12 protein-coding genes and 3 tRNA genes are annotated in these 16,997 nt (G+C 52.7%); all 15 read left to right on the forward strand.

Features of this window, described 5'->3' with window-relative positions; all coding sequences use genetic code 11:
* The first annotated feature begins 336 nt into the window (after positions 1–336).
* The 15 genes from shc (at position 337) to DESAC_RS02100 (ending at position 16,942) form a co-directional block, all read left to right on the forward strand.
* Positions 337–2,292 (forward strand): squalene--hopene cyclase, encoded by a 1,956-nt coding sequence (gene shc, locus DESAC_RS02030; RefSeq protein ID WP_013705411.1) that lies wholly within the window; start codon positions 337–339, stop codon positions 2,290–2,292.
* Complete coding sequence (hpnA, locus tag DESAC_RS02035; protein WP_013705412.1) at positions 2,285–3,280, forward strand: hopanoid-associated sugar epimerase; 996 nt, start codon at positions 2,285–2,287, stop codon at positions 3,278–3,280. Before shc ends, hpnA begins: the two co-directional genes overlap by 8 nt.
* 1 nt (position 3,281) lies before the next feature.
* Positions 3,282–4,280 (forward strand): adenosyl-hopene transferase HpnH, encoded by a 999-nt coding sequence (gene hpnH, locus DESAC_RS02040; RefSeq protein ID WP_013705413.1) that lies wholly within the window; start codon positions 3,282–3,284, stop codon positions 4,278–4,280.
* A 21-nt stretch (positions 4,281–4,301) separates the two neighbouring features.
* Positions 4,302–5,564 carry a BamA/TamA family outer membrane protein gene (locus DESAC_RS02045; RefSeq protein WP_013705414.1) on the forward strand — a complete coding sequence of 421 codons (1,263 nt, stop codon included), beginning with the start codon at positions 4,302–4,304 and terminating at the stop codon, positions 5,562–5,564.
* Between the two features lie 83 nt (positions 5,565–5,647).
* Complete coding sequence (locus DESAC_RS02050) at positions 5,648–7,345, forward strand: ArnT family glycosyltransferase (RefSeq protein WP_218915701.1); 1,698 nt, start codon at positions 5,648–5,650, stop codon at positions 7,343–7,345.
* The gene (locus tag DESAC_RS02055) at positions 7,326–8,030 is read left to right on the forward strand and encodes a rhomboid family intramembrane serine protease (RefSeq protein ID WP_013705416.1); all 705 of its coding nucleotides are present in this window, start codon (positions 7,326–7,328) and stop codon (positions 8,028–8,030) included. The genes DESAC_RS02050 and DESAC_RS02055 overlap by 20 nt, the downstream gene beginning before the upstream one ends.
* 387 nt (positions 8,031–8,417) lie before the next feature.
* Positions 8,418–8,501: transfer RNA gene (locus DESAC_RS02060), tRNA-Leu, on the forward strand.
* Between the two features lie 102 nt (positions 8,502–8,603).
* A complete protein-coding gene (gene tig, locus DESAC_RS02065; protein ID WP_169311487.1) occupies positions 8,604–9,923 on the forward strand; it encodes a trigger factor in 1,320 nt (439 codons plus the stop codon).
* A 2-nt stretch (positions 9,924–9,925) separates the two neighbouring features.
* The gene (clpP, locus tag DESAC_RS02070; RefSeq protein WP_013705418.1) at positions 9,926–10,525 is read left to right on the forward strand and encodes an ATP-dependent Clp endopeptidase proteolytic subunit ClpP; all 600 of its coding nucleotides are present in this window, start codon (positions 9,926–9,928) and stop codon (positions 10,523–10,525) included.
* Between the two features lie 261 nt (positions 10,526–10,786).
* Positions 10,787–12,040 (forward strand): ATP-dependent Clp protease ATP-binding subunit ClpX, encoded by a 1,254-nt coding sequence (gene clpX, locus DESAC_RS02075; protein ID WP_013705419.1) that lies wholly within the window; start codon positions 10,787–10,789, stop codon positions 12,038–12,040.
* Positions 12,041–12,065: 25 nt separating this feature from the next.
* Entirely contained in the window at positions 12,066–14,534 is a 2,469-nt protein-coding gene (gene lon / locus DESAC_RS02080) for an endopeptidase La (RefSeq protein ID WP_013705420.1), read from the forward strand.
* A gap of 90 nt (positions 14,535–14,624) precedes the next feature.
* Positions 14,625–14,700: transfer RNA gene (locus DESAC_RS02085), tRNA-Val, on the forward strand.
* Positions 14,701–14,727: 27 nt separating this feature from the next.
* Positions 14,728–14,804: transfer RNA gene (locus tag DESAC_RS02090), tRNA-Asp, on the forward strand.
* 126 nt (positions 14,805–14,930) lie between these two features.
* Positions 14,931–15,101, forward strand: coding sequence for a hypothetical protein (locus tag DESAC_RS02095; RefSeq protein ID WP_169311488.1), 171 nt, complete (start codon positions 14,931–14,933; stop codon positions 15,099–15,101).
* A 161-nt stretch (positions 15,102–15,262) separates the two neighbouring features.
* On the forward strand, positions 15,263–16,942 hold the full coding sequence (locus DESAC_RS02100; protein WP_041284110.1) for an ATP-binding protein: 1,680 nt from the start codon (positions 15,263–15,265) through the stop codon (positions 16,940–16,942).
* The last annotated feature ends 55 nt before the right edge of the window (positions 16,943–16,997 follow it).

A 16,997-nucleotide genomic window follows, 5' to 3' on the forward strand; every position in this document is an offset into this window, starting at 1 on the left:
GATGTTTGTCGATGGTTTTCTTGATATCCTTTCCTCTTTTTTTACCTTACCCGATTACGGAATTTTATTCCACCTCATAAAGGAGGTGCAGTTACTCCGAAAGTTCCTCCCTGGCAAGAAGCTGCATTTCCCAGCAAATAATCTTCGGTTGCCGCATGATCCACAGGTCAGCGACAGGTTAAAGAGAAAAAACTATTTTTCGGCCAGTCACAGGCTTTGTTGAATAAATTGCTTGATTTTAGCTGCAATAGTGGTAACATCACCTGTTAATACTATTATCGCATATCTCACAAAATTATTGATTAATAGATCAACATCTAAGAGGAGGTGGCGGGTTTGCTCAGGGCCTTAAAACCGCACAAGACCGTTCTTTCTTGGGCCGATGCTTATATCAGCGACAAGGTTGAGCAGGCTGCCGCGAAGGCCCAGAAAGCGCTGCTCGAGCTGCAGCATCCGGATGGCTATTGGTGGGCGGAATTGGAAGCCAATGTCACAATCACGTCTGAGTATATCATGCTGCGCTCCTTTCTCGGGTTGGCCGACGCCGACAGATTTTCTCGGATGGCCAACTATATCCTGTCCCAGCAGTTGGACAATGGCGGCTGGTCGATCTATCATGGTGATGGCGGAGACCTGAGCACTACTGTAGAGGCCTATCTGGCATTAAAATTGGCCGGACTTCAGACCACCATGCCGGAAATGCAGCAGGCCCGCCAATTTATTTTAAGTCGGGGAGGACCGTTGCAAAGCCGGGTCTTCACCCGTATTTTCTTGGCACTGTTCGGCCAGGTAAGTTGGCGGGGCATTCCCACCATGCCGGTGGAATTCGTATTGCTGCCGCTGTGGACCGGACTGAGCATCTATGAGTTATCCAGTTGGTCCCGGGCAACCGTAGTGCCGTTGTCGGTGGTGATGGCTTATCAGCCGGTCTGCCCATTGCCGCCGGATCGGGGAGTGAGGGAACTGTTTCATCCATGGGAAGATCCCCTCCGGGATCACCGGGTACGACTGAAAAAGAACGGTTTGAGCCTGGACAATCTGTTTGTCTTCAGCGATAAGCTCCTCAAGGTTTACCAGGGCCACCCCTATCCACCCCTGCGCCAATGGGCGCTGCGCCGAGCCGAAGAATGGATCCTGACCCATCAGGAGGAAACCGGAGACTGGGGGGGCATTCAACCGGCCATGCTCAATTCCATCCTGGCCTTGCACTGTTTAGGGTATAGCAACAAACATCGGGCCATTAAACTCGGATTGGAGGCAATGGAATTTTTCACCCTGGCGGCGGGGAACCGGTTATGGCTGCAGTCCTGCATTTCACCGATCTGGGACACAGCCCTTTCCGTCAGGGCATTAACGGCTTCGGGGCTTCAGGGAACGCATCCGGCGGTCTCCAAGGCCTGCCAATGGATCCTGCAGCAACAGATTTTTCGTCGGGGCGATTGGTCCGTGAAGAATCCTTATCTGGCGGCTGGCGGTTGGGCCTTCGAATTCCACAACAATTGGTACCCGGACATAGACGACAGCGCGGTTGTTTTGATGTCCTTGGCAGAGGGGTTGCAGGAACCTCAGCAGCACCGCACGGCCTTGGATCGAGGCGTCCACTGGTGTCTGGGCATGCAGTCGCAAAACGGCGGTTTTGCCGCCTTCGATACCGACAATACCAAGGCCTGGCTGAATCACATTCCCTTTGCCGATCTGAAGGCGCTCATTGATCCACCCACTGAAGACGTCACCAGCCGGGTATTGGAGATGATGGGGATGTTTGGCTACACGGCCGATCATGTCGCCGCCTCCAAGGCCATTGCCTTTTTAAAAAGCGCTCAGCAGCCGGATGGTTGTTGGTATGGCCGCTGGGGGGTAAACTATATCTATGGCACCTGGTCCGTGCTCTGCGGGCTGAAGGGCATCGGTGAAGATATGTCCAGCCCTTATATCCGGCGAGCCGTGGCCTGGCTGCAGGATCACCAGAATGAAGACGGTGGTTGGGGTGAAACCTGTGCGTCGTATAAATATCCGGAACTGCGTGGACAGGGTCCGAGCACGGCCTCTCAGACGGCCTGGGCCCTGCTTGGCCTGATTGCGGCGGGAGAAGCGGGCAGCCCTGCCGTTGCCAAAGGCATCCGCTATCTGGTCCAGACGCAGACTCCTTCAGGACGTTGGGAAGAGCCCTATTTCACCGGTACCGGCTTCCCCCAACACTTTATGATTCGCTATCATCTCTATCGGGACTATTTTCCCCTAATGGCCCTGGGAAATTATTTGAAGTCCCGGGGACACTATCCTGATGTCTAAAACACTGGTTACCGGGGCCACCGGTTTTGTCGGTCGCGCCGTAACGACGGAATTATTGGCCCAGGACCGAGAGGTCAGAGTTCTGGCCCGCCACCCCCAGCATCGCGCCTTGCACGGTCTGGAAGTGGAAATCGTTCGGGGCGATTTAACCGATGCAGCGTCGCTGCGATCGGCCCTGCAGGACTGCTCCCGACTCTTCCACGTAGCCGCAGACTACCGGCTCTGGGTTCCCGACCCTAAGGCTATGTACGCCGTTAACATCGAAGGGACCAGATCGCTGTTGCAGACTGCGCTAGAACTCGGCTTGGAACGGGTGGTCTATACCAGCACCGTCGGAACCCTGGGAAACCCCGGAGATGGCACTCCCGGTACCGAAGATACTCCGGTAACCCTGACGGAGATGGTAGGACACTATAAGAAATCAAAATTTCTGGCCGAGCAGGTGGCCTTGGATTTTTCCAGGCAGGGATTACCTCTGGTGATTGTCAATCCCAGTACACCGGTGGGCCCTTGGGATGTACGGCCTACTCCTACCGGGCAGGTAATCGTCGACTTTTTGAAGGGCAGGATGCCGGCCTTTTTGGACTCCGGCCTGAATCTTGTTCACGTCCGGGATGTGGCCCGGGGACATATCCTGGCCGAAGCCAAGGGCAGAATTGGTGAAAAATATATCTTAGGTAATCAGAACATGACCCTGGCGGAGATTTTGGGGCTGTTGGCTAAGATCAGCGGCCTCTCTGCCCCCCGATGGCGCCTTCCCTACTACCCGGTTTTAGGTCTGGCCTATGTCAATGAATTCTGGTCGACTTGGATTACCCGGCGGCCTCCCCGGGTACCCCTTACTGCTGTCAAAATGGCGAAAAAAATTATGTACTTCGATCCTCAAAAAGCCGTTCGGGAACTGGGGCTGCCGCAAACCCCAGTGGTCGCGGCCTTGAGGGAAGCGGTGGATTGGTTTCGCGCTCAGGGTTATGTGAAGGAGAATTAAGATGCGCTTTCCCCCCAGCCTCAATCTGGCCCTCATTACCTATATGGCCAAACAACGGCTGCAACGGCGGGAAAAGTTTCCATTGGTGCTGATGCTGGAGCCGACCCACCTGTGCAACCTCTCATGTCTGGGGTGCGGCCGTATTCAAGAGTACCAGGGAACCCTCAACCAGATGATGACCTTGCAGGAGTGTTTAGCTGCAGTGGAGGAATGTGGCGCCCCGGTGGTGACTGTCACCGGCGGCGAACCTCTGGTCTACCCGCCGGTAGTCGAACTGATTCAAGAACTGCTGCATCGGCGGAAACATATCTATCTGTGCACCAATGGCCTGCTGCTGGGCAAGGTCCTGCCGCGGCTGACACCTTCTCCCAGGCTGACTTTGAGTGTCCATTTGGATGGCTTGGCGGCCACGCATGATCATGTTATCGGTCGGCCGGGGGGCTTCCAGCAGGTGATAAGTGCCATTAAGACGGCCAAAAAGGCAGGTTTCCAGGTATGCACCAATACAAGCATCTATCGCGAAACCGATATTCAGGAGATCGAAATTCTCTTTGCCTACCTAACGCAGCTTGATATCAACGGCCTGATGGTATCTCCGGGCTTTAGCTTTGAGGCGGTTGAAAAGGATTTTTTTCTCACTCGAGAGGAAATCCGACAAAAATTCCAGCAGTTAACTGAAAATGGCCAGGAATATAAATTTTACAACTCACCCTTATATCTTAAGTTTCTCCGGGGAGAGCGGTCTTATGAGTGTACCCCCTGGGCCAATCCGACTTGCAACCCCCAGGGCTGGCGGTCGCCTTGCTACCAGATCGCCGATAATCATTTCCCAACGTTTGCTGATCTCATGGAGAAGACGGAGTGGGAAAGATACGGCGTCGAACGTGACCCGCGTTGTCGCCAATGCATGATGCATTCGGGTTTCGAACCTACGATAGTCCGCACTTTAGGCAAGAATATCCGTGATCTCTGGGAGATGCTACGGTGGAACCTATCCTGAGATGGCGGAGTAGACGATGCCATGAAGCACTGGCAAGGTTGGTTCGGAATATTTTTATTGAGTCTGGCAAGTATCAGCCTGAGCGGCTGTAGTTCTTCCTTTCCCTCCGTGATGCTGCCACCGCCTCTGCCGGTGGAGCGGGAAAACAATCAGGTTAAATCAACTCTTTTTCCTTTGCCGGTAATGGCGACGGACCCCAACAGCGGCGAGGATTATGGTTTTCTGCCGGTTTGGGTATTTCCCCGGAAGGACAAAGCGATCGGCATGATTTTGGCGCCTTCGGCGATTTATAACGAAGTGGCAGGATCATCGCTGGCTTTCCGCCTGTTGGCCTATCCCAGCAAGGAGACCCAATATCGGATAATTGTCGATCAATCCACCAAGATCAACAGTTTTTACGAATTTTCTTATGAGAAGAGCGCGACGCAGCCCCAGGAATGGCTCTATTCGGTTCTCTTCACCTATGATGCGGATATCTTTCCCCGTTTCTATGGATTCGGTAACGCCAGCAGTTCGAGTAAAGAAACCAGCTATACCTCCCGGAATCGAATACTGCAGGGATCATTCGGTTACCGGATAACGGATAATTTGGAACTCTGCTTCAGTGAGACCTTTAGTCAGATATCACTGAGTGACAATCATCTGGCAAACCTGCCGCCGACTGCGTCCATGTTCCCCGGGGTGATGACCGATCGCCGGAATACTGCGGTAATCCATGAAATCCGGTGCAATTATGACACCAGGGATTATAAAGATACCCCGACGTGCGGCTTCTTGGCAAAAATGTATGTTCAAACGGCCCGCCAAGACCTGGGCAGCGACAGTTCGTACGACCGGCTGGGATTTGAATTCAAAGGCTTTCAACCCTGGGATTCGGATGATCGGCGGTTTATCACGGCGGTGCGCCTGGTAGGAGATTTCATGACCCGGGAAAGTGGTACTCCCTTCTATCGCTTGCCGACGCTGGGCGGTTTCGAGACCGATCGCGGTTATGGCCAATGGCGTTGGATTGACCGCAACATGGTGGCCTTTTCCCTGGAACAGCGGATCGATGTCTTTCAATTAAATCATTTCGGAGTAGTGAGCCATTGGGAGGTGGCGCCCTTTATTGATGTGGGAAAGGTTTTCCCCACTTTTGGCAAGTTCAACTTCCACTATTTTCACCCCTCAGCAGGAATCGCCCTGCGGGCGGTGGTGCGGCCCCAGGTGGTGGGCCACGTGGAAGTGGGCGTCGGCAGAGGAGGAGATAACGCCGTCTTTATGGGATTGGGGTATCCGTTTTGAGCCGAGAGAATTGGAAAAGCATTGGCATGGTAGCCGGCCTGATTGTTATTTGGCTGTGTATTTTTTGGCCTACATTAGGAAAGTTGCCGCTCATTCGTCCGGAAGCGATGTATGCTCAAATTCCCCTGGAGATGTTGCAATCGGGGGATTGGCTGACCCCGCGGTTGAACGGGGCGCGTTACCTGGATAAACCGCCTCTCCTGTATTGGATGAATCTCATAGCCTTTAAAGTGGGGGGGATATCGGGAGAATCCGTCCGCTGGACAACCTTCCTGATCGGTTTAGGAGAAGTATTGGCGACCTTAGTGATAGGCGCCTTGCTCTTCTCTCGCCTGACCGGGTGGCTGTCGGCCATTGTCCTGATCAGCTCTATCGGTTTTTTTGCCATGCACCAACAGATTCTTCCCGACCACCTGATCACTTTGACGCTGATCTGCTCTATCATTTTCCTCTGGTGTTGGCGGAGCCAGCCCCGATGGTATTACAGCTTGGGTTTTTATTTCTGTTGCGCCCTCGGGTTGTTGAGCAAAGGATTTATCGGGCTGTTTTTCCCCTTGGCCATCGGTGTGACCTTTGCGTTGATCACACGCCAGCGAAGATTCTGGCGTTTTTTTTCCCACCCCGGCGCCCTGTTAGGATTTATAGCTCTAACCGTACCCTGGTTCTGGCTGATGGAACTGCGCCATCCCGGTTTTCTGAACTTTCATCTGGTCAACGAACAGATTATGCGTTTTTTGGGAAAACGTTTCCCGGCGGATGTCCAATCACTTCCTCTGGTAGGATTCTGGCTTTTTTCTTTCATCTGGCTGATGCCTTGGACCCCCTTCCTGCCGACGGCATGCATTGCTATCTGGCCCAAAAACTTTATGTCGCCTTCCCCAGAGGAGGAGGGACGGATACTTTTGGTGCTGTGGGCTCTGGTTGTCTTACTATTTTTCAGTCTCTCCTCCACTCGGATTGAATATTATACTCTGCCAGCGTTACCCGCCCTGGCTCTGATTATCGGCTGGCGCCTGGAACTCTATCTCAAGGAACCGCACACCCGGGCTATTAAACTGAGCATATTATTGTATGCTTTTTTGATTATAGGCATGATTGCGCTGCTGCCGGTGCTGGAGAGCATCTGTGTGAACAATCGCCGGGAATTTATCGGGATGTTTGGACAACTGCAACCCTTGGCACATCGGTCGGCATTGGTATTCGCAATACTCTTGGTCGCTACAACCATTACCTGTTGGCGGGGGGTTCCACATTTTTGTCTGTTCAGTCTTTTTGGAGCTGCGCTGGTCTTGCTCTTCTTTACTTTTCAGAGTCTAAGGGTACTGTCCCCCCACCTCAGCGACGCCTGGGTGGGGGATTTTCTTCGGGATCAGGTCCAACCCGGAGACGCAGTGGTCATGGGTAACATCGAAGAATTCGAATATGGCATGAGCCTAAGATTTTACACCCAAAGGCGGGTGCTCATGGTCCAGCGCGGTGAGCTGCCAGCTTTTGGATTTCCCTTGAAGCCCTCGGAAAATTTTCTCATAACTACCGATACATTATTGGAACTCTGGAAGGGTCCGCAACGAGTCTTTCTGTTAGTGGACGACTGTTCCCCCGAAAATTATCTCCCGAACACCACGGTGTTGCAGGCCAGGGGCGGTAAACGGCTTATTGTCAACCATGCTTATCAAAGAGCGCAGTACCTACCACCTTCTCCCGACCCACTATATTTAAAGATGGAACTGCCCCCGCAAGAAAAAAACGCCAACCGATCATATGATACCTTTACGCGATAACATTCCGTCTCAACGCCGCCCGATTATCAATTACAGTATCATCGGATTAAATTGCCTCGGATTCTTGCTGGAGCTGGCCAGCGGCCGCTATCTGCAGCAGGTGATTACCGTTTTCGGTTTTATCCCGGCCCGTTTTTTTGCACTGCTGGAGACGCATCCGGAACAATACCTGGCCATTTATCTCCCTTTTCTCTCAACCATGTTTTTACATGGCGGCTGGCTGCACCTCATCGCCAATATGTGGACCCTCTATATCTTCGGCGACAACGTTGAAGACCGCATGGGCCACGGACGCTTCCTGTTGTTTTATCTTGCCTGCGGAGTGGTTGGCTCTCTCTTGCATGCCGTTCTATCGCCCCATTCCTGGGTGCCCTTAGTTGGTGCCAGTGGGGCCATTGCTGGCGTTATGGGGGCGTATTTTCTCCTGTTTCGGCACGCACAAGTCCTGGTCTTCTTGCCTTTTTTCCTTGTTGCTCCCATCGTTGAAGTTCCGGCTTACGTCTTTCTGGGGGTGTGGTTTCTGCTGCAGTTCTTTAGCGGAGCCTTTTCGGTCCTGGGACCCAGGGCCGCCCAGGGAGGGGTCGCCTTTTGGGCCCATGTAGGAGGATTTGTTGCAGGAGCATTGCTGGTCTTTCTCTTAGGGGCAGTCCGATTGGTAAAACCAGAGCCGGGTGAGGAGGAATAATAGCAGATTCTCTTTACGAAAACAGTGAGCAGTGGGCGGTGAGCAGAGAAGGCATTATTGAGAACAGTTGCCACGGGTCTGTTTTCATGCTTCGTTGTGATCAGCCGAACATGCCAATTAATATAGCCTGTAAAAGAGGTTCGCCTAAAGCGAATACAAGATTTGCCCTTCAATAAGAACCTACGCTTGACAACAATTTGATCTTGGAACCTCCAACTCATATGGTCGCTTCTGACAAAGTGCGGCGAAGTCGGATAGAATGATACCATTAGTTTCATTGCAGCCTCCTTGACTTGATAAGATGATGAATATAAAATAGAATTATCTCTGGGTTGGAATTATTCAGATTGACTTCGACGCTGGCAGAAATTACCTTACCATAACAGCGCGAGAGTGGCGGAATTAGGCAGACGCACTGGATTTAGGATCCAGCGGGCGACCGTGGGGGTTCGAGTCCCCCCTCTCGCACCAGGAAAAGGCGGCGCTTCGGAAAACAAATCCGACCGATTGACATCTGAAATTTTTCTAAGCCGGAAGAAGAAAACTGAGAAATAGGAACTCATGGTGCTCTCTATGAAAGTGGAATTAGAAGAAATCAGCCCGGTGCAGCGCAAACTTTCCGTGCTCGTGCCCTCACAGAAGGTGGATAAACAGATGGACTTAGCCTATCGTAAATGGGGTGGAAAAGCGAAGATCAAAGGCTTCCGTCCCGGCAAGGCACCCCGGTCCATCCTACAGCGTTACTATGGGAAAGAAATTGAACAAGAAGTTTCGCAGGAGCTCTTTCACCAGTCGCTTAATGAGGCGCTACAAGAAGCCAATCTCAAGCCAGTCGCCTTGCGGCCGCCGGATCAATTACCGCCCATAGTGCACGGTGATGATTATATGTACAGCATTGAACTTGAGGTGGCGCCTGAGTTTACGCCGGAAAATTATCTCAACCTAAACCTGACCGCACCCGAAGTGGCGGTAACCGAGGAAATGGTCGAACAACGTTTGCATGAGATCCAGCAACAGCAGGCAACCTTGGAGCCGATTGCAGCAGATCGTCCTATCCAGGACAAGGATATTGTTGTCATCGACTATAAAGCCTTTGCAGAGGGCAAGCCTATTGAAGGTGGAAACAGCGACAACGCCTACCTGGAAATAGGGGCTGGTAAACTCCCGGCTGAGTTTGAACTTCACCTGATTGGCCTGAAAAAAGGTGAAGAGACAGCCTTCCCCCTGGAAGTCCCGGCTGACTTTATCAACCCGGTATTAGCCGGTCGGACCGCGGATTTTAAGATCAGGATTATCGATATCAAGGAACTTAAGATTCCTGAATTGGATGACGCCCTGGCTCAGTCACTGTCAGAAAGATTCTCTACTCTAGCTGATCTGCGGCAGGTGGTGGAGGCAGATTTGCAGCGGCGCGGGGAGCAGCAACGCTATGAAGAATTGCGGCGCCAGGCACTGGAGCAGATCCTCGAGAGCAATCCTGTAGATGCCCCTCCCTCTCTCGTCCGTCAGGAACAGGAGCGGACGGTACGGCAACAACTCAACGTGTTACACCGTCAAGGTCTCAATGTTGCCGCTCTAGACCCGGAAAAATTATTGGAGCGGGCGCAGGAGGCTGCTGAGAAGCAGACCAAGATCAATCTTATCTTAGAAAAAATTGCCGCCCGCGAAGGTCTGATAGTCACAGAAGAAGACCTGGAAACCGGTTACCAGCGGATTGCCGAGCAGGCGGGCGATACCCCGCAGATGGTTAAAAAAATATATCAGGAAAAAGAGTTGGTCGACGACCTCAGGGGCCAGATACGCGGCGAAAAAACTATAGAGTTTTTGATTGACAAGGCCAGTATCACAAATCCGACAGAGGCGGCGACCGAAACGGCGGAAAAGGAAAGTTAAACATGCCTTTGATACCAATAGTGGTGGAACAAAGCAGCCGAGGGGAGCGGGCCTACGATATTTACTCCCGCCTGCTGCGGGATCGCATTATCTTTTTAGGATCAGCCATAAATGATGAGGTGTCAAATCTCATCGTGGCCCAGTTGCTTTTCCTGGAGTCCGAAGATCCGGATAAAGACATTCATTTCTATATCAACTCACCCGGCGGCTTGGTCACCGCCGGACTGGCGATTTATGATACCATGCAATATATCAAACCTCCGGTTTCCACGTTGTGCATGGGTCTGGGGGCCAGCATGGCGGCTTTGTTGTTGGCTGCTGGCGCCAAGGGAAAGCGCTTTGCCTTACCCCACGCTCGCATTTTGATTCACCAGCCCCTGGGTGGCTTCCAGGGGCAGGCCACGGACGTTGAAATTCAAGCCCGGGAAATCCTGCGGCTGCGTGAGGAATTGAATGAAGTTCTGGCCCGCCATACGGGGCAGCCTAGAGAGCGGATCAATACCGATACGGAAAGGGATTTTTACATGTCTGGAGATCAGGCCAAAGAGTATGGCCTGGTAGATGAAGTCATCACGACACGGATGTTAACTCTGAAAGAATGATACGTCAACGGCAGACCAACCATGGTAGGCACTGAGCATCACAGCGATGGGCGATTTTTCGAGCTTGAACTTTTGAGATCAGTTCTTATCTTTGAATTTGGGAATTTAATCTTTTCGAGGCTGTTTTAAGAAAACCGTGAAACATGCCGAACCTTTAGTTGAAGGGTGGATGAGGAGAACGCCACCCAGTAAACCAAACTTGACACGGGAGGTTGCCTCTCAGGTTAAAGGGCACCACTCGGAGTTTGGGAGGAATACTTTATGAGCAAGCGTGGAAGCGATAAGAACTCAGATTTGTTATGTTCCTTTTGCGGTAAGTCGCAAAGTGACGTCAAAAAATTGATCGCCGGCCCCAGCGTGTATATCTGTGATGAATGCATTGAGCTGTGCAATGACATCATCGCCGAAGAAAATGAGAAAGAAGAAATCAAAAACGCACGTCTTTCCATTCCGGATCCGGCAGAGATCAAAAACCAGATCGATGAATATGTCATAGGGCAGGAACGGGCAAAAAAAATTCTGTCGGTAGCGGTCTACAACCATTACAAACGTATAAACTCCAGGGTGGAAATGGACGGGGTGGAGCTCACCAAGAGCAATATCCTGCTGATCGGACCCACCGGTTCCGGCAAGACTTTGCTGGCCCAAACCCTGGCTAGAATCCTCAACGTGCCTTTTACCATCGCCGACGCTACTACCTTGACTGAGGCTGGCTATGTGGGTGAAGACGTTGAAAATATTATCTTGAATCTCCTGCAGGTAGCTGATTACGACATTGAGAAGGCAACTCGCGGAATAGTGTACATCGATGAAATTGACAAGATCGCCCGCAAAAGCGATAGTCCATCGATTACTCGGGATGTTTCCGGAGAGGGTGTGCAGCAGGCCTTGTTAAAGATTATCGAAGGCACCATGGCTTCGGTACCTCCCAAAGGCGGCCGCAAACATCCCCAGCAGGAATTCGTCAAGGTGGATACCACCAACATTCTCTTCATCTGCGGCGGTGCCTTCAACGGTTTGGAAGATATCATCAATACCCGCATTGGGAAAAAGACTATGGGTTTCGTAGCCGACATTCAGAGCCGGGTACACCGCAAACAGGGCAAGACCCTGGCCCTCGTGCAACCGCAGGACCTCTTAAAGTTCGGCCTCATCCCCGAGTTTGTCGGTCGGTTGCCGGTAATCGCTACCTTGGAGGAACTGGACGAAGAAGCCCTGGTCCGCATCCTGAAGGAGCCACGCAATGCCCTGGTCAAACAATACCAGAAGCTGCTGGAGATGGAGCAGGTACATCTGCGCTTTACCGAGGGAGCCTTGGCGGCTATCTCGCGCGAGGCCCTGAAGCGCCGCTCTGGAGCTCGTGGTCTCAGGGCGATTTTGGAACAGGCAATGTTGGATATCATGTATGATATCCCCAGCATGAAAAATGTCCGGGAGTGCCTAATCAATGAGGAAGTTATTTTGAAACACGATAAACCAATTCTCATTTTTGAGCCTCAAGCTGAAAGCGCTTAGCCGCGCCGGAGGAAGCGAATAACGTATGATATTTAAATTGAACCGGCCCAAATCCTCGACGGAAGGCTTTAAAAAAGAGATTGAAATGGTCCCTTTGCTGCCCCTGCGGGACATTGTCATCTTCCCTCACATCATGGTGCCATTGTTCATCGGTCGGGAGAGGTCTATCGCCGCTTTGGAACACGCCATGGGACAGGACAGTCTGATACTGCTGTGCACCCAAAAAGACGCCAAAAAAGATGACCCGAGTGAAAATGACATCTACCGGGTTGGTGTTCTGGGGAATATTCTGCAGCTCTTGCGGCTGCCGGACGGCACGGTGAAGGCCCTCATCGAAGGCAAGAAGCGGGCTGAAATCCGTCATTTTCTGAGCAACCCGAATTATTTCATCGTTGAAGTAGAGGAAATTGTCGAATCTTATGAGCACACTACCGAAGTAGAGGCGCTCATGAGAACGAACCTGGTGTCATTCGAGCAATATATTAAGTTAAACAAAAAGATTCCCCAGGAAGTCCTTCAGGCCATCAACACACTCACCGATCCGGGCTGGTTGGCGGATAACATCGCCTCCCATCTGGCCATTAAGATCGAAGAGAAACAGCCCTTGTTGGAGATCGTCCATCCGGTGAAACGCCTGGAGAAAGTCCTCTATGTCATGCAGCGGGAAATTGAGGTGCTGCAGATCGAAGGTCGTATTAAAAGCCGGGTCAAGAAACAGATGGAAAAGACCCAGAAAGAATACTATCTCAACGAGCAGATCCGGGCCATCCAGAAGGAGATGGGTGAGAAGGACGATCTACGCAGTGAAATTCAGGACCTTGAAAAACGCATAAAAAGAAAGCGGCTGAGTTCCGAAGCCAGCACCAAGATGCGCCATGAGCTCAAGAAGCTGAAACTCATGAGCCCCATGTCGGCCGAAGCCACGGTGGTACGCAATTACATCGATTGGGTGCTGGCCCTTCCCTGGTATGAGAAGACCAAAGATAAGCTCGACATCGTCGAAGCCGAGCGGATTCTCAATGAAGACCACTATGGCTTGGAGAAACCCAAGGAGCGTATCCTGGAGTATCTGGCGGTCCAGAGCCTGGTGAAAAAAATGAAAGGGCCAATCCTCTGTCTGGTGGGTCCACCGGGTGTGGGCAAAACGTCGCTGGCCAAGTCCGTGGCTCGGGCCTTGGGGCGCAATTTTGTGCGGCTCTCTTTGGGCGGCGTCCGGGACGAAGCCGAGATCCGCGGTCACCGGCGGACGTATATCGGCGCTCTACCCGGCAAGATTATCCAGTCCTTGCGCAAGGCTAAAACAAACAATCCGGTCTTCTGTCTGGACGAAGTGGACAAAATGAGCACCGATTTCCGGGGTGACCCCTCCGCCGCCCTGCTGGAGGTCTTGGATCCGGAACAGAACAACGCCTTCAACGATCATTATCTGGACATGGACTATGATCTCTCCGAAGTCATGTTCATCACTACGGCCAATACCCTCTATTCTATTCCACTGCCGCTGCAGGACCGGATGGAGATTATCCGCATTCCGGGTTATACCGAAGTGGAGAAGCTCAATATTGCGCAGTTATTTTTAATTCCGAAGCAGCGGCAGGCTAATGGCTTGACCCCGGAGAATATCGAATTTTCCGAAAACGCTATCCTGAACGTCATCCGCCAATACACTCGGGAAGCCGGAGTACGGAATCTGGAGCGGGAGATTGCCGGCATCTGCCGAAAGGTGGCGCGGGAAGTAGCTAAAGAGGGGTTGGAACATAAAGTCCGGGTTTCTAGTCAAACCGTCTCCAAATACCTGGGTGTACCTAAATTTCGCTTCGGCCGCAGCGAGGAAAAAGACGAAGTGGGTCTCACCACCGGGTTGGCTTGGACCGAATTCGGCGGTGAACTCCTTCTGACCGAGGTAGTTATCCTCCCCGGCCGCGGGAAACTTATCATTACCGGCAAGCTGGGCGAAGTGATGCAGGAATCGGCCCAGGCCGCTATGAGCTATGTCCGCTCTCGAGCCAGCGATCTCGGACTGCCCCTGGACTTCTACCGGCGGGTGGATATTCATATCCACATTCCCGAAGGGGCCATACCCAAAGACGGTCCCTCGGCCGGCATCACTCTGGCCACTACTCTGGTTTCGGCCCTGCTCAAGATTCCGGTGCATCGGGATATCGCCATGACCGGCGAAATAACTCTGCGCGGACGAGTACTACCTATCGGCGGACTAAAGGAAAAGATCATCGCCGCCCACCGGGGACAGATCAAAACCGTACTTATTCCGAAGGATAACGAAAAGGATCTGAAAGATATTCCACCCCGGATTCTCAAGGCCGTCGAGGTCATTCCGGTGGAGCACATGGATGAAGTATTGTTGCGGGCCCTGGTCCTCGAAAAACCTGAGACTTTATTCAAGCCCAGGCCAGACGCCGATCAGATGCCGTCCCCGGCCTTTCTGCCGGCTGCGGCCGAGACCCCCGGTGACCACGAGATTCATGCCCACTAGGCAAGGTTAAGATCACGGGTGAATTAAGCAAGCACTAAGCTTGACAAACCATGGGGTCGTTTGATATACCATTAAAACTTACGCAGAGGCGGGCGGATAGCTCAGCTGGGAGAGCATCGGCCTTACAAGCCGGGGGTCACAGGTTCGAACCCTGTTCCGCCTACCAACCTTGCAGAAAAAAGTCAGCCTAATCGGGGGCGTAGTTCAGTTGGTTAGAACGCCGGCCTGTCACGCCGGAGGTCGCGAGTTCGAGTCTCGTCGTCCCCGCCATGAATATCAAGGGGGTTAGCAATCTAAGCTAACCTCTCTTTTATTCTTCCCCCTCATTCTATCCCACACATTAGCCTGAATACTCACTACCAAAGCCCAGAGGATGTCTGTCGAGAGGTGGTGCCCTTGGAATCCTACACCACCACCCTGCGGCGTCAGGTTATCGACGTGGCTGCCAAGATTGTGCGGCATGCAGGCCAGGTCATCTTCAAAGTGACCGAGGCCACCATGGCGCGGTTGCAGTTTGCCAAATTTTGCGCTCGCAGCAACATGCCACCACCGTTTGTTTGGACCTGACGGCCGGATAGAGTTGGTGCATTCCTCACCTGCGTGATTGTGCCACTCCCTCGAAATTCCTAAGATGAAATGAATCGTTCATTGCAACCTAAATGTATAATAAACATTTAATAAAATATATTATTATTGTAAGTTCTCATTTCTTCTGGTATCTTGTGATCATGCGATCGAAAGCAGAAATCCGTATCTTGTTGAAGCGCCTGGATGGAGAGCCTGCCGATGCTCTGGAAGACGAGAGCCTCGAGTTTAAGCCCTGGGAGGGCGACCTGAAGACCTTGCATCGTCTCCTTCGCGAAGCGGTGGTGTGCCTGGCCAACGCCCGGGGAGGCACCGTTGTCCTGGGTGTCAGAGACAGAGTTAGAACCAGGCGGGAGGCTATACAGGGGGTGGGCCGCTACGACATCTTCGGACTCAAGCGGGCAATATATGGCGGCACCGACCCCCACATCCTGGTGGAGATCGAGGAACTTACAGAGCCCGAAGGTACACTCCTCTTGGTGCATGTGCCACGAGGTTTACCCCCACACACCACCAGCGATGGCGTTGCCAAGGTCCGCATTGGCAAGGATTGCCAACCGCTCACCGGCCGCCTTATGGCTCAGATGCTGGCTGCGGGAGGCCAGGTGGACCCTACCCAAGAGATCGTGGCCGACGTTGGCGAAGAAGACCTGGACCCAAAGGAGATGGCCGAGCTCCGTCAGATTATCCGTCGGGAGGCCCAGAGCGCCGATCTTGTCCGTTTAGGGGACCGTCCTTTGCTGGAAGCCTTAGGTTTGATAACGGACCAAGGGGTCACCCTGGCGGGACTTTTGCTCTTGGGAAAGGCCGAACCTTTGAAGCAGTATGTGCCTCAGCACGAGGTCACTTTTCTTAGGTACCGACAGCGCACCCGCTACGACCAGCGACGAGACCTTAAGGGTCCGCTCTTGGCCGTGCTTCGGGAGATGGAACAACTAGTGTCCATCAACAACCGCATTCGCACCGTCCAAGAAGAGGGGTTTGGGCAGTTGGAGTTCCCTGATTTTACCTGGGAAGTAGCCAGGGAAGCGGTCCTTAACGCTGTAACACACCGGGACTATTTCCAACGCCAGGGAGTAATGGTAGAGCTTTACAAAGACCGACTGGAGATAACTAGTCCCGGAGGGTTTATCGCTGGCATCAACCCAGACAATATTCTCCGGCACCCACCGGCGCACCGAAACGAATTACTGGCCCGTGCCCTTCATTCTGTGGGATTAGTGAACCGAGTGGGCCTGGGAGTGGACCGCATTTATGAGGAGCTATTGCGCCTGGGAAAAGATGTCCCTCGCTACACCGCGGACGAGGTGCATGTACGCCTTACAATGCCCTTGGCTACGAATTCTGGGTTCGCTATGTTTGTGGCACAAGAAGAGCGCCGGGAGCGGCCCCTGGAATTGGACGACCTCTTGATTTTACGAGCCTTTCTGCGCTTTTCCCTCCTAGATCGTTGGCGGGCCGCCCAAGTTTTGCAACTGACCGAAGAAGAAGCTGCCGAACGCCTGGCCAGCTTGCGTCAGCGCGGGTATCTGGCAGTCCGCGGCCGGGGGCGTGGGGCTAGTTATGAATTGCGGCGGGAACTGGCGGATCGCCTCCGAGGCCGAGCCGCAGTGGATGCGGAACTGCCTTTGGACGAGGAAGCGGTGCGATTGCGAATAATAGCTCTTTTGAAAGAACGCGGCCGGCTTACCAATGCTGAGATTAGACGTTTCTCCGGTTTCCATCGCCTCCAAGTGTATCGCTTAATCAAAGGTTTGGAAGCCGAAGGCATGGTACGGCTGGTGGACAAGGGACGCTCGGCCCATATCGTCTTGTCAGAATAGCCATGAATTGGCCTGACGATAAATGTTACAAGGGAAAATGTTTTAAGCAAATATG

The organism is Desulfobacca acetoxidans DSM 11109, assembly GCF_000195295.1.
Taxonomy (GTDB): Bacteria; Desulfobacterota; Desulfobaccia; order Desulfobaccales; family Desulfobaccaceae; genus Desulfobacca; species Desulfobacca acetoxidans.

Bases quoted from the DNA above. Each gene is read 5' to 3' on its own strand.
- lon (WP_013705420.1), top strand. From the start codon at position 12,066: ATGATATTTAAATTGAACCGGCCCAAATCCTCGACGGAAGGCTTTAAA.
- clpP (WP_013705418.1), top strand. From the start codon at position 9,926: ATGCCTTTGATACCAATAGTGGTGGAACAAAGCAGCCGAGGGGAGCGG.
- clpX (WP_013705419.1), top strand. From the start codon at position 10,787: ATGAGCAAGCGTGGAAGCGATAAGAACTCAGATTTGTTATGTTCCTTT.
- tig (WP_169311487.1), top strand. From the start codon at position 8,604: ATGAAAGTGGAATTAGAAGAAATCAGCCCGGTGCAGCGCAAACTTTCC.
- DESAC_RS02055 (WP_013705416.1), top strand. From the start codon at position 7,326: ATGATACCTTTACGCGATAACATTCCGTCTCAACGCCGCCCGATTATC.
- DESAC_RS02045 (WP_013705414.1), top strand. From the start codon at position 4,302: ATGAAGCACTGGCAAGGTTGGTTCGGAATATTTTTATTGAGTCTGGCA.
- hpnA (WP_013705412.1), top strand. From the start codon at position 2,285: ATGTCTAAAACACTGGTTACCGGGGCCACCGGTTTTGTCGGTCGCGCC.
- DESAC_RS02100 (WP_041284110.1), top strand. From the start codon at position 15,263: ATGCGATCGAAAGCAGAAATCCGTATCTTGTTGAAGCGCCTGGATGGA.
- hpnH (WP_013705413.1), top strand. From the start codon at position 3,282: ATGCGCTTTCCCCCCAGCCTCAATCTGGCCCTCATTACCTATATGGCC.